Origin of the sequence: Streptomyces sp. NPDC050121 (assembly GCF_044460385.1) — a bacterium.
Classification (GTDB): Bacteria; Actinomycetota; Actinomycetes; order Streptomycetales; family Streptomycetaceae; genus Streptomyces; species Streptomyces soliscabiei.
In genome coordinates, this window is the sequence record NZ_JBITJV010000010.1 from 94,918 (window position 1) to 114,365 (window position 19,448).

Below are 19,448 nucleotides of genomic sequence, written 5' to 3' on the forward strand. Positions count from 1 at the left end.
GGTTTGCCGGTGTCGGCGTTCCAGAGCCGGATCGTCCTGTCGTCGCTTGCGGTGGCAAGCGTGCGGCCGTCGGGGCTGAAGGCCACGGACCACACCTTGCCGGAGTGCCCATTGAGGATGCGGCGGAGCTTGCCGGTGCCCACATCCCACAGCCGTACGGTTTTGTCCGCGCTGGCACTGGCGAGGATGCGGCCGTCGGGGCTGAACGCCACCCGGTACACATCGCCGGTGTGTCCCGACAGGCGCCGATGCGCCGACAGAAGCGCGGCCATGGTCCGCAGGTCTTCCACGGCCGCGGCAGTGTGATCGCTGCGATACGCCTGGATCGCCAGCAGCGACGCGAGATCGGTGTTCGTGCCGCTGACCTCGTTGGACTGTGCGGCCAGTTGCCGGGACAACGCCACATGCCGCGCCTCGTTCACCGACCGCCACTGCGAGATCGCAACGCCCGCGGCTACCAGCGCCAGCACCAGCAACCCCCCGAGCACCGCGTTCAGTCGCCTGCTCCGTCGGATCACCGCCCGTTGCCGCTGTCGGCTGGCCGTGAGGAACTCCGCGATGTCGGACGGCAGATGGCGTCGCCGTGACCACTCCAGCCCCTCCGCGAGTGCCGTCCCGCTGAGCAGGTCCCCGGGATCCTTCTCCGTGGACCATCGGGCCTGCCGCTCACGGATGTGTTCGAGCCACTCCTGGAAGCGGTGGTCCTGGTCGACCCACTCGCGCAGTGCGCCCCAGTCGCGGATGAGAGCCTCGTGGATCAGCTCGGCCACCGGTTCCCCGGGAGGAGCGCCGGGGTGTTGCGGTGCCCGAAGCGTCTGGGTGGTGATGATGCGATGACGTGCGAGCATGGCGATGACGTCGTCGACGGCCGCGTTCTCTCTGTCGGACGTGTCGCTCGGGTCGGCCGCCAGGTCGCGCAGTTCGTCGAGGGGGACCTGCGTGCGGACGGCCGTGATGTGGTGGCTGGGGTCGGCGGGGTGCACCAGGGAGGTCAGCGTCCGCCGGGCGATGGCCCGTTGCTCCGCGGACAGTTCGCTCAGGGCGCTGTCGCACCACGTCGTCACGCTTCCGCTGACCGCCCCGATGCGCCGGTACGCCTCGTGGGTCAGGTATCCGTCCTGCCGCCGTTGCCACAGCTGGCTGAGCGTCATCTCCAGCAGGGGCAGCACGGTGACAGGCGCCTCACGGGTGATGGCCGCCTCGGGCGTGATGTCCAGGACGTCGCCGATGATCCGCTCGGGCAGTCCCGGCTGGAAGCGGAGTCCCACGTCCAGGGCGGGCAGGACGATGATGTCGTGCAGGTCCTGCTGGCTCAGGGTGCCCGGCACGTTCAGGAGTCCCGGCATCGCGGCTTGCAGCAACCGAGGTGCCAGGGACGCCAGTTGAGGATAGAAGTCGTCCCGCATGATCAGGATCACGGTGATCTTGGTGTAGGCGTCGGCGGCCGAGGTGACCTCGTCGATGACGGCCAGGAACTCTCGCAGCCGGCCGTTGCCGGTCTGGACGAGGAGCTCCTCGAACTGGTCGATGACCAGCAGGACGCGCTGGTAGGAGGCCTCGGCCGCCAGCCTGCGGTTGACCGCCGCCACGATCCCGTCCTCGCTCGCCCCCGGCAGCCCCGCCCGCTCGATCTCGGCCAGCATGTCCTGCCTCGGCCGGGTGAGAACGGGCAGCCACCGATCACTCCCCGCCACCTCCCCCTCCGCCAGCGCCCGCAGCACCCCCGCCTGGATCAGCGATGACTTGCCCGACCCCGACGGCCCCAGCAGCAGGTTCAGCCGGCGTTGCCGGGCGAGGTTCGTCACAACCTGCCGTACCGCCTCCGCCCGGCCCTGGAACCAGCGGGCGTGCTCCGCGGTGAACGGCTCAAGGCCCCGGTACGGGCACACGTCCTGCTCGGTCAGTTCCGGCAGGATCTCGCGGAGGACCTGGGTCGGTGTGACATACGCGATGCCCTGCCCCCGCTCGAACTCGTCCGGCGCGGTGATCTCCGTGAGCATGCCGATGATCAGTCCGGTCACCTCGTCCAGGACGGGCCCGCCGCTGAAGCCGGTGGTGAGGTCGTTCGCGGCGGTCAGTTGCAGGTGCGGGCCCCTGCCATCCGTGCCCGGCAGCAGGTCGCCGGTCACGGCGTAGCCGAAGTGTCCTTCCGGCGGGGCCTGCGCAGGGAACCCGTACGAGTGCACCCCATGGCCCCGGCGTCCCTCCGCCGAGCCCAGCGGCACCGGCCGCGCCCCGGCCGGCATACCGTCCCTCAGCCGGATGAACGCCACATCCCCGGCTTCGGCGGCACGCCACAGGTCGCCCGGGACGTCACCCTCGACGCGTCCCGCGGCCTTCAGATGGGGAAACGACAGCAGGGCCGCGGCCCCTGGTCCGCCACCGGCGGCCTCGACGACGTGCGCGCAGGTGACCACGATCCCCTGGGCCACCAGGAACCCCGCCCCGGCCACCGACCCGTCCGGCCCGAGGATCCGGGCGACGGCGGTCAGCAGATCGGATGCGACGCCGCCCCCCGGCGGACCGCCCGGCGTCCGGTTCTCCGCGTCGGTCACGAGGAACCGTCGCTCTTCCAGGACATGGTCACCTTCAGATGGCAACCGGCCTGGCTCTTGGTGATCACGGCCCCCGCCTCCACCGCGAGGTCGATGCCGAACTCGACGGTGATCTCGTCGGCGCGAGCCTTGCGCAACTGGTCGAGGGTGGCTCGGGCGGCCTGAGTGATCGGCTCCAGCGCCCCTTGCAGGGTCGCCGGCATCTCGCGCACCGCGTCGCCGACCCGGCCGGCCTTCACCGGCCCGTCCCACGCGGCGGCCGGCTGCTCGACCAGAACGGAGCCGCCGCCGTCCAGCGGAATCCGGGTCAGAGGAGTCACCATGCCACCAGCCTCCTCGGCACTGGCACATGCGGCATGCCGGGTGGGCTGTACGGGGGAGGCGGCGTCCCAGCGAGGGCGCATGTCACACCGGCCGGGCGCATCCCACCGGGTTCGGGGCGCCGCCGAGTTGGACGTACAGGGCCGTGGACGGTGGGCAGTTCGCGCGGGACGGTACCGCCTTGATCACCTTGTACTGGGGGGTTCGCGTGCCCGAGCCGTCGCATGCCGTCTCACGGACCTGGCCGTGGCCCGTGCCGTAGACGCAGTCGCCGACGATCGTGCGGGGGCCGCCGCCGGCGCCCGGGTCGCCGGGGTGGGGCGGCTGGAGGGTGCGCATGCAGGCGTAGCCCTGCCAGATGGAGCCGGTGCCGGTCTCGGTGGGCTGTTCGCCGATGTGGAGGACGAAGTCGGTGGTCGGCGGGCAGGGCGGGCCCTCGACGGCCGTCCCGTCGTGTCGGGCGACGACCCGCGCCGCCGCCCGTTCCCCGCCGCACGGCACCTCGGTGAAGCTGGTCGTCCCGAAGGAGCTGCACTCGCCGACGGCGAGGAAGAGCGGGCCGGAGCCGGAGACGGGGGCCAGGGAGGAGGGAGGCGTTCGCGCTGTCGTAGGCGCGCTGCCGTCGGAGCCGTCGTCCGAGGACAGGAGTTGACATGCCGTCAGCAGGAGGGTGGCGGTCAGCGTCCCGCAGGCCACCCTCACGGACCGGCTCCCGCGCATCGGCCTCCCCCCACCTGCCCCGACGCTCCGGTGCCCCGACGAACAGGGCCTGACCAGCGTGACCCGTCACGCCCGGCGCACGCCAGCCGCGTGGAGTGCTTTGCGCGTGGGTGCGGGGCGCGCGCTCGGCGCTCGGCGTACGGCCGATACGTCAGGCCCGGTACGTCAGGCCCGATACGTCAGGCCCGGTACGTCAGGCCCGATACGTCAGGCCCGGTATGTCAGGCCGTGGCCGATCGGGTACAGCACCTGCGTCGGATCGTCCGCCCGTCGCACGGGCACCGGCAGTTTCCCGCGCGGTGCGACCGTCCCGGCGATCACCCGGGCGGCGGCCCGCAGTTCGACGTCGGTCCAGGAGTAGGCCGCCAAGTGGGCTTTCACCAAAGGCAGTCGGGCCGCGTCGTACGGGTTGCGGATCGACACCGCCACCAGCGGACGACCGGCCGGCGCCAGGTGCTTCGCCAGTTGTTCCACCAGCGTGCGCTGCCCGCCGTCCGCCGTCACGTTGTACGTCGTCACCACCACGGCGTCGGCCGTGCCCGCCGCCGTGACCGCCTGGGCGATCGTCTCGGGCGGCGGGGCCGTGCCCGTGGCCAGGGCCGTCGCAGTGAAGCCCAGTTCGGTGAGGGCGGCGGCCAGAACGCCGGTGGGCGGGCCCGTGGTGCCGGTGGGGGAGGCCGGGTCGGCGCCGACGACCAGGACGCGGGGGTGGGTCCGGGGGGACAGGGGCAGCACCTGCCCCTCGTTGGCCAGCAGTGTCGTCGTCCGCTCCGCGATCCCGTCGGCCGCCGCGAGGTGCGCCCGCGTGCCGACCGTCCGCGCGACCTCGGCCGGGTCGACGTACGGCTCGTCGAAGAGCCCCAGCCGGGCCTTCAGCCGCAGGATCCGCAGGACCGACTCGTCGAGCCGCTGCTCGGTGAGTTCCCCGTCCTGGACGGCCTTCAGGACGGCGTTGAAGGCCACGTCCAGCTTGGGCGGGTTGAGGAGCTGGTCGACGCCCGCCTTGAGGGCGAGCACGGGCACCCGGTCGTCGCCGTACTTCGTGCGCACCCCCGCCATGTCGAGCGCGTCGGTGACCACGACCCCGTCGTAGCCGAGCTTCTCGCGCAGGAGGCCGGTGACGACGGGACGGGACAGGGTGGCGGGGTCGCCGGAGGCATCCAGGGAGGGGACCAGGATGTGGGCGGTCATGAGGGAGTCGACCCCGGCCGCGATCGCCGCCCGGAAGGGCGCCGCGTCCAGCGTCTCCCACACCTCACGCGTATGGGTGATGACGGGGAAGCCGGTGTGACTGTCGACGGCCGTGTCCCCGTGCCCGGGGAAGTGCTTGGCGGTCGCCGCCACCCCCGCCGACCGGTAGCCCTCGATCTCCGCCGCGACCAGCGCGGCCACCGCGTCCGGGTCGGCGCCGAAGGAACGCACGCCGATGACCGGGTTGGCCGGGTTGACGTTGACGTCGGCGACGGGGGAGTAGTCCTGCCGGATGCCCATCGCCCGCAGCTCGCGGCCCGAGAGCCGCCCGAGCGTGCGGGCGTCGGCGCGCGAGCCGCCGGCCCCGATCGCCATCGCGCCCGGGAAGAGGGTGGCGGGCCTGCCCACCCGGCAGACGGCACCGTGCTCCTGGTCGGTGGAGATCAGCACCGGCAGACCGCGCGGCTGCCCGAGCGAGGCCCGCTGGATGCCGTTGGAGAGCTCCGCGAGCTGCCGCGGGTCACGGATGTTGTGCGCCCAGGTGAAGTAGATGATCCCGCCGAGCCGGTAGCGGGCCAGCAGCTCGGCGGCCGTGCGTACGCCCAGTTCGGTGCGGTTGGCGTCGACGTCGGCCCGGTCGGGGGCGGTCGCCGAGTGGCCGTACACCCGCGAGACGAAGACCTGACCGACCTTCTCCTCCAGCGTCATCCCGGCGAGGAGGGCGCTCGGGTCACGGTCGCTCGCGGACGCCGCCGCGCCGACGGTGAAGGCGGCGGTGAAGGCGGCGGTGACACCCGCGGTGGCGGCGAGGACGGTGCGTCGGGAGGGCATGTGCGCTCCTTACCGGAGGCCGAAGGCCGCGGAGGCCGGGGGCCGGGTGGGGGTCCGGGTGGGGGGTCCGGGAGGGGGTCCGGTGGCGCACGCTACCTGGAGCGGCGCCGCCATCGGCGCATTGGAGGGGGGCGCGCCGATGACGGCTCGACTGCCGGTTCGCGGTGCGGCGGAGAGGGTGGGTCAGCGATCGCAGCCAGTGGCGAGGGCCGACACCGCACCGAGAGGACTCGTCCGACAGCTTGCGAGTTGGACGAGCGGGCCTCGGACGGGGTTCCCGCTCACGCCCGGATTTCCGGAAGTCGGTACGGGCGGGACGTGAGCGGACTTCTGGGACGCGGCCGGCAGAGGCATGCGGGTCACTCGCCCCTCAGTGGGCCGACACCCGCGGCCACTGCTCGCGCAGCACCCGCACCGTCTCCGCGATCGCCGGCCGCCGCGCCGCGCCCGTGCGCCACAGCGCGTACAGCCGCCGTACGGGAATCGGGTCGAGCGGCACCTCCACCACCCCGGGCGGCAGCGGGCCGCGCCCGAGCCGGGGGACGAGGGCGACGCCGAGGCCGGCGGCGACCAGGGCGACGAGGGTGGGGTTCTCCTCGGCGGTGTGGACGACGTCCGGCTCGTGCCCGGCCGCGCGCAGGGTGCGCATCAGCCAGTCGTTGCAGACCCGGCCGGGCGGCTGGCAGATCCAGCGCTCACCGCCCAGCTCCTCCCGCCGTACCGCCGTACGCCCCGCGAAGGGGTGGCCCTCGGGGACCAGCAGGTCGCACAGGTCGTCCCCGATCACCGCCTGTTCGACACCCGCCGGGGCCGGCAGTGGGGCGATGTCCCAGTCGTGGGCGACGGCGAGGTCCACCGCGCCCTTCGCGACCAGGTCCACCGACAGGTGCGGGTCGACCTCGCTGAGCCGGGCGTCCAGGGCGGGGTGCGCGCGGGCCAGTTCGGCGAGGACGGACGGCAGCAGGCCGCGGGCCGCCGAGGGGAACGCCACCAGGGTCAGCCGCCCGGCCGGCACCCCGCGCCGCTCCTCCAACTCGGTCTCCGCACGCTCGACGATCGCCAGCAACTCCTTTGCCGTGGCGGCGAGTTGGAGCGCCTCGTCGGTGAGCCGGATGCCGCGCCCCTCCCGCTCAAGGAGCACCGTCTGGGTCTCCCGTTCCAGCTTGGCGATCTGCTGGGAGACCGCCGACGGGGTGTAGCCGAGGGCGGCGGCCGCGGCGCCGACCGTGCCGTGGACGGAGACGGCGTGCAGGGCGCGGAGGCGTTGGAGATCAAGCACCGCAGGTCCAATCGGTAGTGTTGCTTCATCCAACCGTGCAGTAATCATCGCTGGTGCTTCACGGTCCGCACCAGTGATCCTCGACGTATGCGACCCGCCCACGTCCTTCTCGCCGTTCTCGTCGCCGCCGTCTGGGGCGTGAACTTCACCGTCGTCGAGATCGGCCTCGACCACTTCCCGCCGCTGCTCTTCTCGGCGCTGCGCTTCCTCACGGCGGCGCTGCCCGCGGTGTTCTTCGTGGGCCGCCCGAAGGTGGCCTGGAAGTGGATCGTGGCGGTGGGCCTGGTGCTGGGCGTGGCCAAGTTCGGGCTGCTGTTCGTCGGCATGGACGCGGGCATGCCGGCCGGGCTGTCCTCCCTGGTCCTGCAGATACAGTCCGTCTTCACCGCCGTCATCGCCTTCGCCGTACTCGGCGAACGCCCCACCCGGTTCCGGGTGCTGGGCATGGCCGTGGCCCTCGCCGGCATCGCGGTGGCGGCCGTCGACGAGGGCGCCTCGGGCCCGCTCGGCGCGTTCGCGCTCGTCATCGCGGCGGCGGCCTGCTGGGGGGTGTCCAACGTCCTGACCCGCAAGGCGTCCCCGCCGGACGCCCTGAACTTCATGGTCTGGGTGAGCACGGTCCCGGTCCTGCCGCTGCTCACCCTCTCCCTCCTCACGGAGGGCCCGTCCAGGGACCTGGCCGCACTGCGCGGGCTCGACTGGCAGGGCGTCGCAACGGTCGTCTACGTCGCCTGGGTCACCACGGTCTTCGGCTTCGGCGCCTGGGGCCGGCTGCTGCACCGCCACCCGGCGTCCACGGTGGCCCCCTTCTCCCTCCTCGTCCCCGTCTTCGGCATGACGTCCGCCGCGCTGTTCCTCGACGAGCCGGTGAGCGGCCTGCGCTGGTGCGCGGCCGCGCTACTGGTGGGCGGGGTCGCACTGACGTCACTGGCGCCGGCGAAGAGGGCCGTCCCCCCGGCGGTTCGCTTGCCTGTTCCTCCGTCCGTTCCCCCGTCCGTTCCCCCGTCCGTTCCCCCGGCCGATCCCCCGGCCGATCCCCCGTCTGTTCACCCACAGGACGCCGCACCGACCGTCGTCCATCCCGTGGACGTACCGGCAGCGGGGCGTACCGGCGCGGGATCATGAGGGGCATGGCCCTCGTCGACATCCCCGGTTCAAAGTCCATCACCGCCCGCGCCCTGTTCCTGGCCGCGGCCGCCGACGGCGTCACCACCCTCCAGCGCCCCCTCCGGTCCGACGACACCGAGGGGTTCGCCGAGGGTCTGACGCGGCTCGGCTACCGCGTCGGACGGACCCCGGACGCCTGGCAGGTCGACGGCCGCCCGCAGGGGCCGGCGCTCGCCGAGGCCGACGTCTACTGCCGGGACGGCGCGACCACGGCCCGCTTCCTGCCGACCCTCGCCGCCGCCGGCCACGGCACCTACCGCTTCGACGCCTCCCCGCAGATGCGCCGCCGCCCCCTCCTCCCGCTCACCCGCGCCCTGCGTGACCTGGGCGTGGACCTGCGGCACGAGGCGGCGGAGGGCCACCACCCGCTGACCGTGCGGGCGGCCGGAGTCGAGGGCGGCGAGGTGGTGCTGGACGCCGGCCAGTCCTCCCAGTACCTGACCGCCCTCCTCCTGCTCGGCCCGCTCACCCGCACCGGCCTGCGCATCACGGTCACCGACCTGGTCTCGGTCCCGTACGTCGAGATCACGATCGCGATGATGCGGGCGTTCGGGGCGGAGGTGGGCCGCGAGGGGAACACGTACGTCGTCCCGCCGGGCGGCTACCGGGCCACGACCTACGCCATCGAGCCCGACGCGTCGACTGCGAGCTACTTCTTCGCGGCGGCCGCGGTGACCGGCGGCGAGGTGACCGTGCCGGGCCTCGGCGCGGGCGCGCTCCAGGGCGACCTGGGCTTCGTGGACGTCCTGCGGCGGATGGGCGCCCGGGTGGACGTCGGCGCCGACCGTACGACCGTGGCCGGGACCGGCGAACTCAACGGCGTCACCGTCAACATGCGGGACATCTCCGACACCATGCCCACCCTCGCCGCGATCGCCCCCTTCGCCTCCGGACCCGTACGCATCGAGGACGTGGCGAACACGCGCGTCAAGGAGTGCGACCGGCTGGATGCCTGCGCGGAGAACCTGCGGCGGCTGGGCGTGGAGGTGGCCACGGGCGACGACTGGATCGAGATCCGCCCCGCCGCGGGCGGCTCTCCCGCGGGCGGCCCTCCTACGGGCGGCTCTCCCACGGGCAGCCCTCCTACGGGCGGCTCTCCCGCGGGCGGCTCTCCCACGGGCGCCGACATCAAGACCTACGGCGACCACCGCATCGTCATGTCCTTCGCGGTGACCGGTCTGCGCGTCCCAGGAATCTCGTTCGACGACCCGGGCTGTGTCCGTAAGACTTTCCCCGGTTTCCACGAGGCGTTCGCGGAGCTGAGGAAGGACTTGATCGGGTGACGTTCATACTGCGGGGGCCGGTTCTCGAGGGCACGCTGGTCCGCCTGGAGCCGCTGGAGCGGCGGCACACGGCCGAACTGGCGGCGGCGGCCGAGGAGAATCGGGGGACGTACACGTTCACGTGGGTGCCCCGGGCCGACGAGGTCGGCGACTACGTCGACGCCCAGCTCGCCCGCGCGGCCACGGGCCGGCTCGCGCCCTACGCCCAGGTGTCCCTCGCCTCGGGACGGGCGGTCGGCGCCACCTCGTACTGGGAACCGCGCAGCTGGCGGGACGAGGACCGACTCGACGCCGTCGAGGTCGGCTTCACCTGGCTCGCCGCCTCCGCCCAGGGCACCGGCGTGAACGCGGAGGCGAAACTCCTCCTCTTCCGGCACGCCTTCGAGGAGTGGGGCGTCGCCCGCGTCGACCTCAAGACCGACGCCCGCAACGCCCGCTCCCGCGCCGCCATAGAGAGCGTCGGCGCCCGCTTCGAGGGCGTCCTGCGCAACTGGTCCCGCTCCCGGGCCCCGGGCGAGGACGGCCGCCTCCGTGATTCCGCGATCTTCTCGATCACGGCGGACGAATGGCCCGAGCGCCGGGCACGGCTGGAGGAACGGGTGGCGTCGAAAGCACGGCAGGCACGGCAAGCACCGAAAGCAGCGGGATCATGACCACACGTTCCTTCCTCATCCTCCACGGCTGGCAGAACCACCGCCCCGAGGACCACTGGCAGCACTGGCTCGCCGACCGCCTCACCGCACTCGGCCACGATGTCGTCTACCCGCAGCTGCCCGACCCGGACGACCCCGGCCTGCCGGAGTGGCTGGGCGAACTGGAGCGGCATCTGAGGGAGTTGCCGGACGCCGACGACCGTGTGGTGGTCGCCCACAGTCTCTCCGTCCCCCTCTGGCTGCACGCCGTCGCGCGGGAGACACCGGGGGTCGGCGACGTGGACCGCGTCCTGCTGGTGGCTCCGCCGTCCGGCCCGGTGCTCGCCGGCTACCCCGAGGTCGCGGAGTTCGTGCCCCCGCCGCTCGACGCCCTCGAACTCCCCACCCCCACCCGGCTCGTCGCCGGCGACGACGACCCGTACTGCCCGGAAGGCGTCCAGACGGTCTACGGCGACCCGCTGGGCCTCACCGCCGAACTCCTCCCCGGCGCAGCCCACCTCGACCTGGACGCGGGCTACGGTTCCTGGCCCTCGGTGCTGGAGTGGTGCGCCGACGGGGAGGCGAAGTTCAGGGCGCGGTAGCGCGTGATGCCGCTCACCCGGAGTCGTCGCTCACCCGGAGTCGTCGCTCACGCGGAGTCGTCGCTCACCCGGAGTCGTCGCTCACGCGGAGTCGTTGAGCAGCCGTCCGAGGTGCTTGCGCCCGTCGTCCAGCAGCTCCGGCAACGGCTGGGCGGCCTCGTACCACCGCTTCTCGTACTCCCAGCACAGCCACCCGTCCCAGCCGTGCCGCGTCAGCACCTCCACGCACTCGGCGAGCGGCAGCACCCCGGCGCCGAGCGCCAGCGGGGTGGTGTCCTCGGCCGAGGCGATGTCCTTGACCTGCACGTACCCGAGATACGGCGAGAGCGCGGCGTAGGTCTCCAGCGGCTGCTCGCCGCCCAGCCAGGTGTGCATGACGTCCCACAGCGCACCGACCTGCCGATGCCCGACCAGCCCGAGCACGCGCATCGCGTCCGCTCCGGTGCGGTGCGAGTCGTGGGTCTCCAGCAGGATGCGTACGCCACGGTCGGCGGCGTGTTCGGCGGCCGTACCCAGCCGGCGCGCCGCCACGGCGTCGGCGTCGGCGGCCGACTGTCCGTCGGCCCCGCCCGGGAAGACGCGGACGTACGGCGCCCCCAGGTCCACGGCGAGGTCGATCAGCGTCCTGACCTCCTCGACGACCGCAGCGTCGTCCCCGGGAGCCGCGACCCGCGCGTACCCGGCGATCCCGAGCACCGCCACCCCGGCGGCCCGGAACGCGGCGGCCACGGCCGCCCGCTCGTCCGGGCTGATGCCGGGATGGACCGGTTCCTCCGGATGGGCGCGCAGTTCGACGCCGTGGTAGCCGTGCGCGGACGCGAGCGCCAGTACCTCCGGTACGGACAGTCCTGGAACTCCGAGGGTGGAGAAGGCGAGCTTCATGCCTCGGACCCTACTCGCCGTAGATCCAGTCGCCAGTCCTGGCCCACCAGGTCCTTGCCGAAGGAGTGATGGGGGCGTTCGGCGGTGAGCGTGAACCCGTGGCGGCGGTAGATGTGCCGGGCGGTGGACAGGATGTCGTTGGTCCACAGGACGACGTCGTCGTAGCCGGCCTCGCGGGCGAACGCGACGACCGCGCCGACCAGCCGGTCCCCGATCCTGTGGCCGCGCGCGTCCGGCTCGACCAGCAGCAGCCGCAGTCGGGCGGTGCCGGGCGCCTCGTCCCGTACGCACATCACGCAGCCGACCGCCCGCCCGGCCAGCTCGGCGATCCACACCCGCTCCCGGCGCGGATCGTGGTCCTGGGCGAAGTCGGCGACGATCCGGGCGACGAGCCCCTCGTAGTCGGCGTCGAAGCCGTACTCGGCCGTGTAGAGCGCGGCGTTGCGCTGCACGATCCACCCGAGGTCGCCGGGCTCCGGCTCGCGCAGCAGGACCTCCTGGGACTCCGGTGGCTGTTCGCCTCGCTGTTCACCGAGGAGGTGGCGGATGGTACGCATGGCCGCGGAGAGCCGCGCCCGGTCGGCGGGCGCGACGCTCTCCAACAGCGTGCCGCTGCTGTCCTGGGCCCGCTCGTCGAGCAGAGCGGCGGCCTCCCGGCCGCGCTCGGTGAGGACGACACGGCGCCGCCGCGAGTCCTCCTCGGACGGCACCCGTTCCACCAGTCCGTCCTGCTCGAACCGGTTCAGGATCCGGCTCAGATAGCCCGAGTCCAGCGAGAGCGCGGCCCGCAGATCGGCCGCGTCCGTGCGGGGCGCGTGCGCGAGTTCGTACAGGACGCGGGACTCGGTGAGGCTGTAGGGGGCGTAGAGGTGGCGTCCGTAGTCGAGGGCGCCGATGACGTTCGTGTAGAAGCGGTTGAAGGCACGGAACTCCTGGACTGTCTGGACTGTCTGCCCTGTCATGACCGACCCGATCCCCTCGCCGTGGAGACATCTCTGACTCAGTCAGAGAAACCGTCCCGCCGAGCGTAGCCCCCAAACCCGACCACCCTCCAGTACCCGACCTCCAGTACCCGGTCTCCGGCACTCCGTCCTTCAGCACCCCGGTCTCCGGCACCCCGACTTCCGGGCACCCCCACCTTCGGTACTGCCGATGTCCCGTCGGTCCTCACCCCCGCGGCGCCCCCGTGGACCCCCGCACCATCAACTCCCCCCGCACGGTGGCGATCCCGCCGGGCGGTGGCTCCTCGCGGCCCATGGCGATGCGGCCCGCGCGGGCGCCCGCCTCGGCCAGCGGCAGCCGCACCGTCGTGAGGGAGGGCACCGCGTCGATGCTGAAGGGAAGGTCGTCGAAGCCCGCCACCGACACGTCGTCCGGGATCCGCATCCCCGACTCCCGCAGCGCCGCGCACGCGCCCAGCGCGACGGAGTCGTTCGCGGCGACGACCGCCGTCAGGGACGGGTCCCGGCGCAGCAGTTCCAGCGTCGCCTCGTAGCCCGCCCGCCGGTCGTAGCGGCCGTGCACGGTCCAGCGCGGGTCCTCCTCGATGCCGGCCGCGGCCAGCGCCGCCCGGTGGCCCTCCAGCCGGTGCCGGGTCGTCGTCCGCTCCTCCGGGCCCGCGATGTAGCCGAGCCGCCGATGGCCGAGCCCGATGAGGTGCTCGGTCAGCTCCCGTCCGCCGCCGCGGTTGTCGAAGGTCAGTGCGATCGCCGAGGTCTGGGGCGCCGGCGGCCGGCCGCACAGCACGATCCGTGTCCCCGCCTCGCCCAGCCTGCGCAGCTTCGCCGCCACGGCCGCCGCGTGCGGCTCGTTCTCCATGGCCCCGCCGGTCAGCACCACGGCCGCGGCCCGCTGCCGCTGCAACAGCGTCAGATAGGTCAGCTCACGCTCGGGTGAGCCCCCGGTGTTGCAGACCACCGCCAGCCGCTCGCCGCCCGCCCGGCCGCCCGGCCCCCCGATTTCCTGCTGGATCGCGCTCGCCATGATCCCGAAGAAGGGGTCGGCGATGTCGTTCACCAGGATGCCGATGAGGTCGGACGTCGCCGCCGCCAGCGCGCTCGCGGGCCCGTTCAGCACGTAGTCCAGCTCGTCGACCGCCCGCAGCACCCGCTCCCGGGTGGAAGCGGCGACGGGGTAGTTCCCGTTCAGCACGCGCGACACCGTCGCGGGCGAGACCTGCGCGCGGGCCGCCACGTCCGCCAGGGTCACCGTCATCTTCGTCGTCCTCCGGTCACGCATCTCGTCATACGTCATACGTTGTCGTACGTCGTCGTACGCCCTGGTAGACAGCCGCCATGACGGTGCGGTTCCGGGCGTGTCGAGCAGACCTTACGGCCCCGCACCCCTGTCGTTCGCCCCCTCGAACAAATCGGGACGGACGCGGTCTTGTCCGGACCGCTGGTCAGAGGCTAGCTTCTCCTTGGATAGAAAGCGCTTGCTGTAACGCTGATCAGGAAAAGGCGTACGCGGCGCGCACAACGCGTACGAATAGCGCAGGCATGCTGCGCACGACGCCTACGAAGGGATCGACGTGACACGCAAGACGGTGCGAATCGCCATGAACGGCGTGACAGGGCGCATGGGCTACCGCCAGCACCTCGTCCGCTCCATCCTGGCCCTGCGCGAACAGGGCGGCCTCGACCTCGGGGACGGCACCGTGCTGTGGCCGGAACCGATCCTCGTCGGCCGCCGCGAGTACGCGCTGAAGGCGCTGGCCGAGCAGCACGGTCTGGATCCGCAGAACGTCTCCACCGACGTGGACGCGGTCCTCGCCGACCCGACCGTCGACATCTACTTCGACGCCCAGGTGACGTCCGCCCGCGAGGAGGCCATCAAGAAGGCGATCGCGGCGGGCAAGCACATCTACACCGAGAAGCCGACGGCCGCGGGCCTCGACGGCGCCCTGGAGCTCGCCCGCCTCGCGAACGCCAAGGGCATCAAGCACGGCGTCGTCCAGGACAAGCTGTTCCTGCCGGGCCTGCTCAAGCTGAAGCGCCTCATCGACGGCGGCTTCTTCGGCCGGATCCTGTCCATCCGCGGGGAGTTCGGCTACTGGGTCTTCGAGGGCGACTGGCAGACCGCCCAGCGCCCGTCCTGGAACTACCGCGCCGAGGACGGCGGCGGCATCGTCGTCGACATGTTCCCGCACTGGGAGTACGTGCTCCACGAGCTGTTCGGCCGCGTGAAGTCCGTCCAGGCCCTCACCGCCACCCACATCCCGCAGCGCTGGGACGAGCAGGACAAGCCCTACGACGCCACCGCCGACGACGCCGCCTACGGCATCTTCGAGCTCGACGGCGGCGCGATCGCCCAGATCAACTCCTCCTGGGCGGTCCGCGTCAACCGCGACGAGCTGGTGGAGTTCCAGGTGGACGGCACGGAGGGCTCGGCGGTCGCCGGACTCCGCAACTGCCGTGTCCAGCACAGGTCCGCCACCCCCAAGCCGGTCTGGAACCCCGACATCCCCGCCACCGAGGCCTTCCGCGACCAGTGGCAGGAGGTCCCGGACAACCAGGACTTCGACAACGGCTTCAAGGCCCAGTGGGAGCTGTTCCTCAAGCACGTCTACGCCGACGCCCCCTACCACTGGGACCTGCTGGCCGGCGCCCGTGGCGTCCAGCTCGCCGAGCTGGGCCTGAGGTCCTCGGCGGAGGGCCGCCGCCTCGACGTCCCGGAGGTCACGCTGTGACGATCCGACTCCCGGACCCCACCGGCGCCCTGCGGTCGTACGAGCCCCGCACGGAACCCCTCGCCGTCACCACCGGCGCCCCCTTCACCTCCCGCACGGTCTTCTCGGCGGCGCACGTCGTCGCCGACCCGTTCGCGGACGTGTCGCCGGACTCGCCGGCCGCCGTCGACTGGGACGCCACCCTCGCCTTCCGCCGTCACCTGTGGTCCCACGGCCTCGGCGTCGCCGAGGCGATGGACACCGCCCAGCGCGGCATGGGCCTGGACTGGGCGGGCGCGGCCGAACTGATCCGCAGATCGGCCGCCGAGGCCAAGTCCGTCGGCGGGCTCATCGCCTGCGGCGTCGGCACCGACCAGCTCACCGCCCCGGCCTCCCTCGCCGAGGTCCGCGCCGCCTACGAGGAGCAGCTCGCCCTCGTGGAGGAGTCGGGCGCCAAGGCGATCCTGATGGCGTCCCGGGCCCTGGCGGCGGCCGCCACCGGCCCCGAGGACTATCTGGACGTCTACGGCCACCTGCTGCGCCAGTCCGCCGAGCCGGTGATCCTGCACTGGCTGGGCCCGATGTTCGACCCGGCGCTGGAGGGCTACTGGGGGTCGCCGGACCTGGACGCGGCGACGGAGGTGTTCCTGGAGGTCATCGCGGCCCACCCCGACAAGGTGGAGGGCATCAAGGTCTCCCTGCTGGACGCCGGACGCGAGATCGACATCCGGCGCAGGCTGCCGCAGGGCGTCCGCTGCTACACGGGCGACGACTTCAACTACCCGGAGCTGATCGCGGGCGACGAGAAGGGCTTCAGCCACGCTCTCCTCGGCATCTTCGACCCCCTGGGCCCCCTGGCGGCTCAGGCGGTGCGCGTCCTCGACACGGGAGACGTGGCGGGTTTCCGCTCGCTGCTGGACCCGACGGTCGACCTCTCCCGCCACCTCTTCCAGACCCCCACCCGCTTCTACAAGACGGGCGTGGTCTTCCTGGCCTGGCTGTCTGGCCACCAGTCCCACTTCACGATGGTCGGCGGCCTGCAGTCGGCCCGTTCCCTCCCGCACTTCGCCCGCGCCTACGAACTCGCCGACGGTCTAGGCCTGTTCCCGGACCCGAAGCTGGCGGAGGAACGCATGAAGAACCTGCTGTCGCTGTACGGGGTGAACCAGTGAGCGCTCTCGGGGACCTGTCCCGCTTCTCCATCAACCAGATGACGGTCAAGCAGTTGTCGATGCCCGAACTCGCCGATGTCTGCCGCGAGTTGGGCGTGACGAACGTCGGCCTGTGGCGTGAGCCGGTCCAGAGTCACGGTCTGGAGGCGACCGCGAAGCTGGTCCGCGACGCGGGCCTGACGGTGACGACGTTGTGCCGGGGCGGCTTCTTCACGGCCATCGACCCGGCCGAGCGGACGGCGGCCCTGGCCGACAACCGCCGGGCCATCGACGAGGCCGCGACCCTCGGCACCGAGGTGCTGGTCCTGGTCTCCGGTGGCCTCCCGGCCGGCTCGAAGGACCTGCACGGCGCGCGGGAGCGCATCGCGGACGCCCTGGCGGAGCTGGGCCCGTACGCGGAGCGGCACGGCGTCCGGCTGGCCATCGAGCCCCTCCACCCGATGTACGCGTCCGACCGCTGCGTGGTCTCGACCCTCACCCAGGCCCTGGACCTCGCGGAACGCTTCCCGGCCCACCAGGTCGGCGTCGCGGTCGACACGTACCACATCTGGTGGGACGACCGGGCCCCCGCCCAGATCGCGCGGGCGGGGGCGTCCGGCCGCATCCACACCTTCCAACTCGCCGACTGGACGACCCCGTTGCCCGAGGGCGTCCTGAACGGTCGCGGCCAGATCGGCGACGGCGCGATCGACATGCGCGAATGGCAGAGCTACGTGGAGGCGGCCGGCTACACCGGCCCCATCGAGGTCGAACTCTTCAACGACGGGCTGTGGGCCCGCGACGGCCGCGAGGTCCTCGCGGAGACGGCGGCCCGGTTCCTGGAGCACACGGCGTAGGCCTCGGCGGCGGTGGCCGGAGAGAGGAGACGGGGGATGGCAGGTCGCCCTCTCTCCGGCCACCGAACGGCTCCGGCTCGGGGGACGAGCCGGCTAGCGCGCCACGCGGTAGCGGAGGTAGACGAATTTCGAGCCGAAGGTGCGGGTCTCGACGAGTTCGAGATCCACCCGGCGCTCGTTTCGGGCAAAGAACGGAATGCCGCCGCCGACCAGCACCGGGTAGACGATGACCCGGTACTCGTCGATCAGACCCGAGGCGGCCGCCTCGGCGGCGAGAGTCGCGCCACCGATCGCGATCTCGCCCTCGCCCGGCTCGGCCCGCAACCGCTCGATCTCCTCCGCGAGGCCGCCGGAGGCCAGGCGGGCATTGCCCTGCACCGCCGACAGCGTGGTGGAGAACACCACCTTCGGGAGCGGCTTCCAGAGCGCGGTCCACTCGAGCTCTGCGGCGTCGAGCGATCGCTCCTGCTCGGCGGTCTCCCAGTACAGCATCGTCTCGTACAGCCGTCGTCCCATCAGGTGGACGCCGACCTCCCGAATGTCGTCGATCCAGAAGCGAAAGACCTCCTCGTCGGGCGCCGACCAGTCGAAGCCGCCGTCCGGCCCGACGATGTAGCCGTCGAGCGAGACACTCATCGAATAGGTCACGCTGCGCATCAGAAGGCCTCCTCGATACCGGGTTTCGACACTACGACTGCCGGACACCCCCGAACTCATCGCGACTCGCGGAAGATTCCCTGGCGACCCTTCCTGAATCCCGGCGCCCGCCAAGCCGCTCCGACCGCCCCGCCGGTTCGCCTGCCCGGCGGGACGTCTGCGTGCCCCGGGAGGCCGCCAGTGGGCTCGGACACCCCCCTCGTGGATGCTCAGTCAGGGAGGCGGTCCAGGAGCCAGGTGCAGAGTTCCTCGGTGATGGCCGTGTGGGCGGTGGTTGTGGACGAGCAGAGGAATTCGTCCAACTCGCTTTCGTCCGGCGCGAGTTCGTCGATGTTGATGTACAGGTCCGGCTGGCGTTCGACCTCGCGGACGGCGACCGCGCTCACCGACGGGACGAAGCACACCTCCCCGTGCCGCAGGTCCACCGTGCCGCCGAGCTTCCGCAGCGTCTCGGCGAGGATCTCGTACGTGTGCAGCGTGCCTCCGGGCGCGCCGTCCAGCTCCGGGAAACCGCTGGTGGTGATGGTCTTTTCCGCCTTGGGGAATCTCCGGTTGAGGTAGGCGACCGTCACGTCGTCGCCCTGGGCCTGGGTGTAGAAGGTGGTGCCGGGGTAGATGCGGTCGATCCGCAGCGCGACGTCGCCGGGCGGCACGTCGGGCAGGCCGACGCCGTCGCCGCGACCGTTGGCCACGGCGATCCTGAGCGGGATCTGTGGCCAGCCGCCGAGCCGGTCCAGCGCGGCCAGGAAGTCCGTGCGCTCCTTGGCGACCCCGATCTTCCCGGTCTCCTTGTCGTAGTGCCGCCACAGCATCTGGCGCGCGGCCGGGCTGTCCATCTGCTTCGCGAAGTCGTTCGGGAACGGGATGAAGTACGAGAACGCCTGCACGCCGACCGGGATGGAGGCGCCCCGGTGCGGGCTGTCGTAGGAGAAGTACAGGGCGGTCCGGTGATCCCTCCGCTGGGCCTCCATCTTGGCCAGCGCGTAGCGGGTGACGATGCCGCCCATGCTGAAGCCGCCGACCACCAGCCGGCTGCCGCCGACCTGCTCGGCGGCAGCCCGCACGATGGCGGCCTCGACTGCGTGCGCGTTGTCCAGGATGGACGCGCTGCGCTCCTCGAAGCCGAGCAGGATCACGTCCCTGCCGCGCCGGCGCAGTTCGGTGACGAACGGGAAGCCGCCCTCCAGTCCCTGGTAGAGCTTGTCGAGCTCGCTGCGGCCGAGGTTGAAGCCGTCGGCCATGATCACGGGCCGGACGAGACGGCCGTTGTTGCCCTCGCCGGGGAAAACCCAGGCGAAGCCGTTCGGCAGCGTCCATTCCTCGTGCTCCGGTACGTCGACCGGGTTGGCCGGTTCGAGGGTCAGCGGGTCGCCGAGGGTGAACGTGCCGACGTTGGGTTCGGTCGTCTCGGACATGGTCGTACTCCTCGCGGAAGAGGCGGCAGAGACGACGTCAGCATGCGGGGCGATCCGGGCGAAACGCCCATCGGATCAAGGGTGTTCACCACAACTGATGGAATACGCGCGGGAATGGTTTGATGCATCCGGCATGTGCCGTTGGCCTGTTCTCTTCGCTTACCTGTTCCTCGCCTGGCCCATGCCGAATTCACGCGGAAAAATTTCTCGCGGACCGTGCAACCCTTACCGTCCCGTG

17 protein-coding genes are annotated in these 19,448 nt (G+C 72.1%); 7 read left to right on the forward strand and 10 right to left on the reverse strand.

Annotated features, from left to right (window positions below; genetic code table 11):
• The 5 genes from ACIBTS_RS17485 to ACIBTS_RS17505 all read right to left on the reverse strand — a co-directional run.
• Nucleotides 1-2,555, reverse strand: a 2,555-nt coding sequence (locus ACIBTS_RS17485) for a trypsin-like peptidase domain-containing protein (protein ID WP_399320248.1), incomplete at its 3' end; no start/stop codon positions are given.
• Nucleotides 2,552-2,878: a CU044_2847 family protein gene (locus ACIBTS_RS17490; RefSeq protein ID WP_399320250.1), complete on the reverse strand. Its 327-nt coding sequence runs from the start codon at nucleotides 2,876-2,878 to the stop codon at nucleotides 2,552-2,554. The genes ACIBTS_RS17490 and ACIBTS_RS17485, both read right to left, overlap by 4 nt.
• 82 nt (nucleotides 2,879-2,960) lie before the next feature.
• Nucleotides 2,961-3,596 carry a hypothetical protein gene (locus ACIBTS_RS17495; RefSeq protein ID WP_399320252.1) on the reverse strand — a complete coding sequence of 212 codons (636 nt, stop codon included), beginning with the start codon at nucleotides 3,594-3,596 and terminating at the stop codon, nucleotides 2,961-2,963.
• A 207-nt stretch (nucleotides 3,597-3,803) separates the two neighbouring features.
• A complete protein-coding gene (locus ACIBTS_RS17500) occupies nucleotides 3,804-5,618 on the reverse strand; it encodes a glycoside hydrolase family 3 protein (protein WP_399320253.1) in 1,815 nt (604 codons plus the stop codon).
• 370 nt (nucleotides 5,619-5,988) lie between these two features.
• Complete coding sequence (locus ACIBTS_RS17505; RefSeq protein WP_399320255.1) at nucleotides 5,989-6,897, reverse strand: LysR family transcriptional regulator; 909 nt, start codon at nucleotides 6,895-6,897, stop codon at nucleotides 5,989-5,991.
• 87 nt (nucleotides 6,898-6,984) lie between these two features.
• Between ACIBTS_RS17505 and ACIBTS_RS17510 the strand changes: the two genes are divergently transcribed.
• From ACIBTS_RS17510 to ACIBTS_RS17525, 4 genes are read left to right on the forward strand one after another with little or no spacing between them, the layout of a single operon-like run.
• Nucleotides 6,985-8,022, forward strand: a complete 1,038-nt coding sequence (locus ACIBTS_RS17510) for an EamA family transporter (protein WP_399320257.1) — start codon at nucleotides 6,985-6,987, stop codon at nucleotides 8,020-8,022.
• Between the two features lie 5 nt (nucleotides 8,023-8,027).
• Entirely contained in the window at nucleotides 8,028-9,347 is a 1,320-nt protein-coding gene (aroA, locus tag ACIBTS_RS17515) for a 3-phosphoshikimate 1-carboxyvinyltransferase (protein ID WP_399320259.1), read from the forward strand.
• Nucleotides 9,344-10,000 carry a GNAT family N-acetyltransferase gene (locus ACIBTS_RS17520; protein ID WP_399320261.1) on the forward strand — a complete coding sequence of 219 codons (657 nt, stop codon included), beginning with the start codon at nucleotides 9,344-9,346 and terminating at the stop codon, nucleotides 9,998-10,000. Before aroA ends, ACIBTS_RS17520 begins: the two co-directional genes overlap by 4 nt.
• Nucleotides 9,997-10,581, forward strand: coding sequence for an RBBP9/YdeN family alpha/beta hydrolase (locus ACIBTS_RS17525; protein ID WP_399320262.1), 585 nt, complete (start codon nucleotides 9,997-9,999; stop codon nucleotides 10,579-10,581). The genes ACIBTS_RS17520 and ACIBTS_RS17525 overlap by 4 nt, the downstream gene beginning before the upstream one ends.
• Before the next feature lie 81 nt (nucleotides 10,582-10,662).
• On the opposite strand, the gene ACIBTS_RS17530 is transcribed toward ACIBTS_RS17525, so the two are convergent.
• From ACIBTS_RS17530 to ACIBTS_RS17540, 3 genes are all read right to left on the reverse strand, one after another.
• Nucleotides 10,663-11,463, reverse strand: coding sequence for a sugar phosphate isomerase/epimerase family protein (locus tag ACIBTS_RS17530; protein ID WP_399320264.1), 801 nt, complete (start codon nucleotides 11,461-11,463; stop codon nucleotides 10,663-10,665).
• Entirely contained in the window at nucleotides 11,460-12,425 is a 966-nt protein-coding gene (locus tag ACIBTS_RS17535) for a GNAT family N-acetyltransferase (RefSeq protein ID WP_399320265.1), read from the reverse strand. Before ACIBTS_RS17535 ends, ACIBTS_RS17530 begins: the two co-directional genes overlap by 4 nt.
• 205 nt (nucleotides 12,426-12,630) lie before the next feature.
• On the reverse strand, nucleotides 12,631-13,677 hold the full coding sequence (locus tag ACIBTS_RS17540; RefSeq protein WP_399320267.1) for a LacI family DNA-binding transcriptional regulator: 1,047 nt from the start codon (nucleotides 13,675-13,677) through the stop codon (nucleotides 12,631-12,633).
• A 316-nt stretch (nucleotides 13,678-13,993) separates the two neighbouring features.
• Here ACIBTS_RS17540 and ACIBTS_RS17545 point away from each other — a divergent pair, with 316 nt between their 5' ends.
• Genes ACIBTS_RS17545 through ACIBTS_RS17555 form a run of 3 tightly spaced genes read left to right on the forward strand, consistent with a single transcriptional unit; the run spans nucleotide 13,994 to nucleotide 17,138 of the window.
• Nucleotides 13,994-15,151: a Gfo/Idh/MocA family protein gene (locus ACIBTS_RS17545; RefSeq protein ID WP_399320269.1), complete on the forward strand. Its 1,158-nt coding sequence runs from the start codon at nucleotides 13,994-13,996 to the stop codon at nucleotides 15,149-15,151.
• Entirely contained in the window at nucleotides 15,148-16,302 is a 1,155-nt protein-coding gene (locus tag ACIBTS_RS17550) for a dihydrodipicolinate synthase family protein (RefSeq protein WP_399320271.1), read from the forward strand. The genes ACIBTS_RS17545 and ACIBTS_RS17550 overlap by 4 nt, the downstream gene beginning before the upstream one ends.
• A 38-nt stretch (nucleotides 16,303-16,340) precedes the next feature.
• Complete coding sequence (locus ACIBTS_RS17555; protein WP_399320498.1) at nucleotides 16,341-17,138, forward strand: sugar phosphate isomerase/epimerase family protein; 798 nt, start codon at nucleotides 16,341-16,343, stop codon at nucleotides 17,136-17,138.
• 93 nt (nucleotides 17,139-17,231) lie between these two features.
• Here the strand turns inward: ACIBTS_RS17555 and ACIBTS_RS17560 are convergent, their stop codons facing one another.
• Both ACIBTS_RS17560 and ACIBTS_RS17565 read right to left on the reverse strand, forming a co-directional pair.
• The gene (locus ACIBTS_RS17560) at nucleotides 17,232-17,795 is read right to left on the reverse strand and encodes a dihydrofolate reductase family protein (RefSeq protein WP_319674581.1); all 564 of its coding nucleotides are present in this window, start codon (nucleotides 17,793-17,795) and stop codon (nucleotides 17,232-17,234) included.
• Nucleotides 17,796-18,004: 209 nt separating this feature from the next.
• On the reverse strand, nucleotides 18,005-19,210 hold the full coding sequence (locus tag ACIBTS_RS17565; RefSeq protein WP_399320273.1) for an esterase/lipase family protein: 1,206 nt from the start codon (nucleotides 19,208-19,210) through the stop codon (nucleotides 18,005-18,007).
• Nucleotides 19,211-19,448: the final 238 nt, after the last annotated feature.

What these genes read in the sequence shown, in the direction of transcription:
- aroA (WP_399320259.1), top strand. Translation starts at nt 8,028, where the DNA reads ATGGCCCTCGTCGACATCCCCGGTTCAAAGTCCATCACCGCCCGCGCC.
- ACIBTS_RS17565 (WP_399320273.1), bottom strand. Translation starts at nt 19,210, where the DNA reads ATGTCCGAGACGACCGAACCCAACGTCGGCACGTTCACCCTCGGCGAC.
- ACIBTS_RS17500 (WP_399320253.1), bottom strand. Translation starts at nt 5,618, where the DNA reads ATGCCCTCCCGACGCACCGTCCTCGCCGCCACCGCGGGTGTCACCGCC.
- ACIBTS_RS17560 (WP_319674581.1), bottom strand. Translation starts at nt 17,795, where the DNA reads ATGCGCAGCGTGACCTATTCGATGAGTGTCTCGCTCGACGGCTACATC.
- ACIBTS_RS17530 (WP_399320264.1), bottom strand. Translation starts at nt 11,463, where the DNA reads ATGAAGCTCGCCTTCTCCACCCTCGGAGTTCCAGGACTGTCCGTACCG.
- ACIBTS_RS17525 (WP_399320262.1), top strand. Translation starts at nt 9,997, where the DNA reads ATGACCACACGTTCCTTCCTCATCCTCCACGGCTGGCAGAACCACCGC.
- ACIBTS_RS17535 (WP_399320265.1), bottom strand. Translation starts at nt 12,425, where the DNA reads ATGACAGGGCAGACAGTCCAGACAGTCCAGGAGTTCCGTGCCTTCAAC.
- ACIBTS_RS17555 (WP_399320498.1), top strand. Translation starts at nt 16,341, where the DNA reads ATGACGGTCAAGCAGTTGTCGATGCCCGAACTCGCCGATGTCTGCCGC.
- ACIBTS_RS17540 (WP_399320267.1), bottom strand. Translation starts at nt 13,677, where the DNA reads ATGACGGTGACCCTGGCGGACGTGGCGGCCCGCGCGCAGGTCTCGCCC.
- ACIBTS_RS17490 (WP_399320250.1), bottom strand. Translation starts at nt 2,878, where the DNA reads ATGGTGACTCCTCTGACCCGGATTCCGCTGGACGGCGGCGGCTCCGTT.
- ACIBTS_RS17495 (WP_399320252.1), bottom strand. Translation starts at nt 3,596, where the DNA reads ATGCGCGGGAGCCGGTCCGTGAGGGTGGCCTGCGGGACGCTGACCGCC.
- ACIBTS_RS17510 (WP_399320257.1), top strand. Translation starts at nt 6,985, where the DNA reads ATGCGACCCGCCCACGTCCTTCTCGCCGTTCTCGTCGCCGCCGTCTGG.